This is a genomic window from Thiolapillus sp., assembly GCF_048562965.1.
GTDB classification, from domain to species: Bacteria; Pseudomonadota; Gammaproteobacteria; order Chromatiales; family Chromatiaceae; genus Thiolapillus; species Thiolapillus brandeum_A.
Map to the genome: position 1 here is coordinate 1 of NZ_JBHNMF010000226.1, position 5,157 is coordinate 5,157.

Genomic DNA, 5,157 nt, shown 5'->3' on the forward strand with positions numbered 1-5,157 from the left:
GCATTGGTGGCCGCCAATGTGGCGATTTGACCGCGCAGCGTCGCAATGAGGCCGTTCAGCGACGCGATCCGAGTGTTGAGCGACGCGATCCGCGCCCCCAGTGTTTCCACCGTGTCCGGCTCCGGCAACGCCGGCGGGTTCGGATCCTCTTCCCGCACATAATCCGGTTTTACGGTGTTGATGTCGTGTGCTGCCGGTGCAGCTGGCACACTCGCCCCGACTTCAATGGCGCCGATATCACATTGGAGAGAGGGTCGCGGCGCACCACGTTGATCAACGGGGGAACAATGGCTGCTCGCCCCATCGACGACAGCACTCGCAGACGTCGGCATCATGGTTTTGGTAGGGCCACCATTGTCCATCAATTGCCCCATGTGAGGCTCACCACGGTCGGAGCCACCGCAGCTGGCATCATCCGACCAGGTGTTCACACTGTTGAAATGGCCGCCCTCACAGTTGTCGCTGCTGACCCCTGCGATGATCGTGTTAATCAGATGGACGTTATAATCCCGATTGTCATACGACGGCACAGATGATGGATATTGGTTGTACAGGACCGAGTTGCTCGCGCTGTTGCTCGCGTGCGGCCCCTGGTTATTGGCCATGGTGGTGTGTTTGAGGGTAACACTGCCACCCTCGTTGTACAGCACAGTGCCCTCGCTGTATCGCCCACCGATGACCTGCGCCTCGTTGTGTGCAAAGGTGCTGTTGATCGCATATACCGTGCCGCGATGATTATAAACGGCACCCCCGTTGCCCACGGAGACATTAGCTTCGAAGGTGGATCCCTCGATGCGCAGATTGCCTCCGCCATCGGATGAGCCGTCCGTGGACAGCACCGTGAAAATCGCACCGCCCTGTCGATCCGCTGTGTTGTGGTCGAGAGTGCTGTGGGTAACCCGCACGTCGCCGAGGCTGTAAATCGCACCGCCCCAGCCGTCGTAAGCGCGGTTATAGTCGAGGTGGCTGTACTCGATGATGACTTTTCCGTAGCTGAATATCGCACCGCCCATGGAGCGGACGATCCCTCCGGTCAGATGTACGGATTTGAGGGTGAGCGTCCCGGTCCGTTCCACGTAGAGCATCCGACCGACGGGTTCTCCGCGCGAGTTTTTTGTGGATCGGATCGTTATGTCTGGCACCCGGTCGCCATTAATATCGCCGTTGATCGTGATGGCTTTGCTGACGTGGATGTCCTCGTTGAGCCAGATGGTTTTATCGTAAAGCCAGGGCGCGAAAACGATCGTGTCCCCGCGTTTCGCGGCGCCCATCTGAGCGCGCAGCGATCCAAGGCCCGCGTTGTTGGTGTTTGTTACCCGCAGGATCGTCGGCACATGGTTGGTGTCGTGCAGCTCATTTGACAGCGCCACCATCTCGTCTTGGAGATCATGCAGGCGAGCACTCGCGGGTGTCTGTTTGTCGATTGTCCGGGCGACTGGCGGGACTGGGATGATGGCCCCGTATTCAACCGAGCCGATATCACATAATCTGTCATGGACACCGTTCGCACGGTCTATCCTGAGTGCCCCACGTTGGTCCTTTGCCGCGCACATGTGATGGGCGGTCGGATCAATCAGGCCGCTGGTGCCGTGGGTGGGGTCGTCATAATACGGCGTGTGCGATTTTGTGATGCCCCCGTTGTTCTGGAGCGGTCCCAGTTTCGGATCGCCCCGGTCCGTGCCCTGGTGCTCATAATCAGACCGGTCACTGATATGCGCCACACAGGTGTTGTCATCGAACCAGGTGTTGGGGCCGATGTTGTAGCCTGCCAGTCCCCCACAGTTGCGACCGGTAGATTTTTCGATGACTGTATTGACGAGGAGAATCTCTTCCTGCCCCCACTCGCCTTCATTGTAGATCGTGCCACCGTTGTTTTTGCGGCGGTTTCGGTTGCCATCCTGCACCTCTTTGGCGGATGTCCGGTTGCCATCGCCACCAAAGAAGGAATCGTCATAGGTGTCCTCGACGTCAGTTAATGGATTAGAAATATTGCCCGACATCGTGACGCTGCGGAACTCGGTGTGGCCGCCGTGCTGGTAAAGCACGGAACCCCGATTCTCGGCAGTCGCGGCGTTGCCTGGACCGGTGACTGCCCGGTTATCACTGAGGGTCAGATCGATGAAATCGACATCGCCCCCTTTGTTATAGACCACGCCGCCCTGGTGTTTCGCGGAATTGTGATAAAAACCGGAGTGGGTAAGGTAAACGCGCGAGAGCGAATCGATGGTTTTTTCGTTATAAATGACTGCCCCGTCAATCGTAACGGTGTTTCCCAGCGCCTCACTTGTGGCGATGATGATCTTCCCCCGGTTGTAAACGGCGCCGCCGCGACCGGCGTGGTTGTCTTGGAGACGGGAGTTATCCATTCGGATGGTGCCCAGGTTGTAAATGGCACCGCCATCTCCGGAAGATCGACCGTAGCGTAGCGTGACGCCGCGCAGATGCATCGTGATTCCCTTGGGCACGTAAAAGATGCGGTGTGCATTTTTTCCGCTGATCGTAATGTCCGGCTTTTCATCGGCATCAATATCGCCCACGATAGTCATGCGTTTGCTGATGCGCAGCTCAGCGTCGAGCTCAATCGTTTTGCCGTGCAACCACGGGGCAAACGTGACGGTGTCTCCGGGGTCGATGCGATTGTAGACATCGCGTAGTGATCCCACCCCGCTATCCTCAGTAACCAAAACGCTCCAGGTACGTGCGACTGCCGATTGTGCAATCAACAGCAGCAGTGATACGATAATCATCGATTTCATTTGATTCCCTCATTTGTTTTCGTTTTCATTTGCCCCGGCGCCACCGGGGCATTTTTTGTCAGTCGATGTTGCCGTCGGGTGCACCCACCGTTGTTATTTCGAAGGTTGCCAGTTTTACGGTGGGTTTGAGCCGGATGCCGATGGCCACGGCCATGTCGGCCGGACCATACCCAACAGCGCCGGGGTATTCCGTCTGGTCGGGGGTAAACGTTTGCCAATCACTCTGAGGACCTGTCAATCGACCCGGCTCCAATACGTCGCCTCCGTACGCGAAATACGCCTCCTGACTCCCCAGCCAGCCCAACCATTCGGCGTTTTTTAGATTGCGCACGCCGACTGACATGCCTACTGTGGGTTGCACGCCATCCACTACCAGCAGTCTCCGGGGATGATTTTCTCCCCCTACAATCAGAGCATTTGACCAGGGCTCGCTGCCAAAATCGACGTCGGTATAGCTACTGATCGACACGTCTCCGAACGGCTGATCACTGCTGAACTCGTACCGGCTCGTGTGAAAATCGGTGCCGGCCTGCATCGTTGATACGACGCGCCAGTAGATGACGCCGTTCTCGCCACGGAAATGCCCAGATGATATTTTGCTGCCATCCGCATGATGCTGAACCGAATCCTTACCCCAATAACTCATCTGTTGAGGACGTGGCGATGACGGCACTTTGTATGCCATCTGATGCTCGTACAGCACCGACTCACCGTCGATCGCCACGTGCGTCATTTTCCCAGATGCTGCGAGCTGCACCTCCATGCGATTCAGATATTGATCCTCCAGTTCGTTGAGGCGCGCAATGGCGGCATCGCGTTGTGCCTGGACCTGGCCAAGCTGTGTTCTGAGCTGGGACCGGTGGGCGTCTTCCGCGCGGCTCACCTGCGTGCGCAGGGTGGCGATCGTCGCAGTGAGCGTTTCGATCTCGGCCACTTTGGCCGCGATGGTGGCATCGCGCTCAACAACGGCCGCCTGTCTCTCAGTCGCGAGGATGTGGAGCGTTGTGATGCGCCGGTTGAGTGCGGCGATATCTTCGTTGTGTTCCTCTGGCGGGGTGGTGTTGATGGGTGTCGGCAACGCGCGAGACGGGGCGCTGTGGTCTGCCTCAACGCTACCGATGTCGCACTGCGAATCACGCGCCGCACCGCGCTGATCATGTGCGGCGCAGGTCGTCGGAGAGCCATTGATCAGGCCGCTGCCGGATAGCGGCATGTGGGTGAGGGTATAGCCGCCGTTATCGGCCAGGGGTCCCAGCTTGGGACTGCCACGATCAGTGCCATGATCGTTGTAGTGCCGCTGCTGGACACAGGTATTGTCATCCGACCAGATAGACGCGCCTGCCGAAAAGCCGCCGAGACCGCCACAGTTTCGACCTTGGGAGCCGGTGATGACGGTGCTCCGAAGGATGATTTCTTTTGCATCGGCACCACCGTAGTTGTAAATCGTGCCCCCGTTCATCATCCGGGCCCGGATGTTGCGCCGTTGGATCGTTCTGAACAATTCGCTGTTAGACCCGTTGTACGTTGGCTCTTCGTGCATCGTCACCGGCGATGATACGTTGTCTACCAGGGTCGAGTCACGAAACTCAACGGTTCCCATCATGTTGTACAACACGCTCCCTTTGTTGTCCGTGTTCTGCCAGGAGCCTGGGTGTTTGACCATGTTGTAGGAAAACGTGCTCTTTTTGATGAAGGCGGTCTTGTAGTCGTTGTAGATGACGCCCCCCGTCTTGTCAGCCATGTTATGTGCAAATGTTGACGTCTGGATGCGCAGCGTGCCGTTGTTGTAGATGACACCCCCGTGGCTCCACGCCATGTTGTCCATCGCCGTTGTAGTTTCGATGTTTAGAAATCCTTTGTTGAAGATCGCGCCACCGAGACCCACGCTCTCGTTGCGAATGAAGCGCGAGTATTTGATGTAGAGTGTGCCCCAGTTGGCAATCGCGCCGCCCTCGTTGGCGTGTCCGCGCATCAGTTCCACCGACTCCAGTGCCAATCTCGATCCCGCGGTGATATTGAAAATCCGAGTTTTGCGCTGGCCGTCGAGTGTGATATCGGGTTTATGGTCGTCGTTGAGGTCACCCTTGATGGTCAGGTTTTTGTTGATGGTGATCTCGCTGTACAGGTGAATCTGTTTCTCGTAGAGCCACCGGGCGAAGGTGATAGTGTCACCAGATACGGCCGTTGCGATGGCGGCGCGCAGTGTATTTGGGCCGTGGTCCGCTAGGCTGTTTACCTGATACGTGGTGGCGATTGCGGGATGTGCCATCGCTGCCATTCCGGCTATAATGATTCTCGATTTCATTTGATTTTCCTCTTGTGATTTCATGAGCCGGGGCCGCAACCCCGGCTTTTCTTTGTGCTCATTTCCGATCGGGTCGTCTCCAGTCAAAAACGATGG

Annotated in this window: 2 protein-coding genes; both read right to left on the minus strand. The window is 57.2% G+C overall.

The genetic code is table 11. The features are described 5' to 3' along the window. A partial coding sequence (locus ACOCD2_RS11875) for a choice-of-anchor Q domain-containing protein (RefSeq protein ID WP_293648585.1) occupies nucleotides 1-2,756 on the minus strand: 2,756 nt, incomplete at its 3' end. A 58-nt stretch (nucleotides 2,757-2,814) separates the two neighbouring features. Continuing rightward, a partial coding sequence (locus ACOCD2_RS11880) for a choice-of-anchor Q domain-containing protein (RefSeq protein ID WP_293652914.1) occupies nucleotides 2,815-5,157 on the minus strand: 2,343 nt, incomplete at its 5' end.